The sequence below is a fragment of the Micromonospora sp. DSM 43699 genome, from assembly GCF_055517075.1.
Map to the genome: position 1 here is coordinate 1 of NZ_JBTMMT010000188.1, position 477 is coordinate 477.

The window sequence follows — 477 nt, forward strand, 5'->3', positions numbered from 1 at the left end:
GTGGGACCGGAGTCGGGGGCGGCGCCGTGCTCGGGCTCGGGGGCAGCCATGTCCGTATCCTCCCGCCGTCGATCCCGTCCCGCCCCCGGGGAGGCCGGCCCGCCCACGTACCGGTACCGCTCACGCGTCCTTCGGCCCGCGGCCCTCGCCTGCCAGGAAGTACCCGGCGAGCAGGGCTCCGGCCAGGACCAGGGCCGAGTTCACGAGGATGGCCGTGGAGACCCCGGACAGGACCGCTTCCGGCCCGGTCGCCGCCCCGGTGCCGGCGGTGACGACCGCGCTCATCACCGGGATGCCGAGGGCGATGCCGACCTGCTGCGTCATCGTCGCCAGTCCGGTGGCCCGCCCCTGTTCCGCGTCCGGCAGGCCCGAGGTGGCCGTGACCATGAAGCCGACGATCATCAGCATGTTGCCCACGCCGCCGACGAAGGTGGCGCCCAGCAGCAGCCAGATCCAGGCCCCGGAGGTGCCGAGGGC

1 pseudogene is annotated in these 477 nt (G+C 74.8%); it reads right to left on the bottom strand.

The features are described from left to right. Window positions 1-120 precede the first annotated feature (120 nt). Window positions 121-477 (bottom strand): annotated as a pseudogene (locus tag AC0AIB_RS31165) (hypothetical protein); the annotation flags it as partial.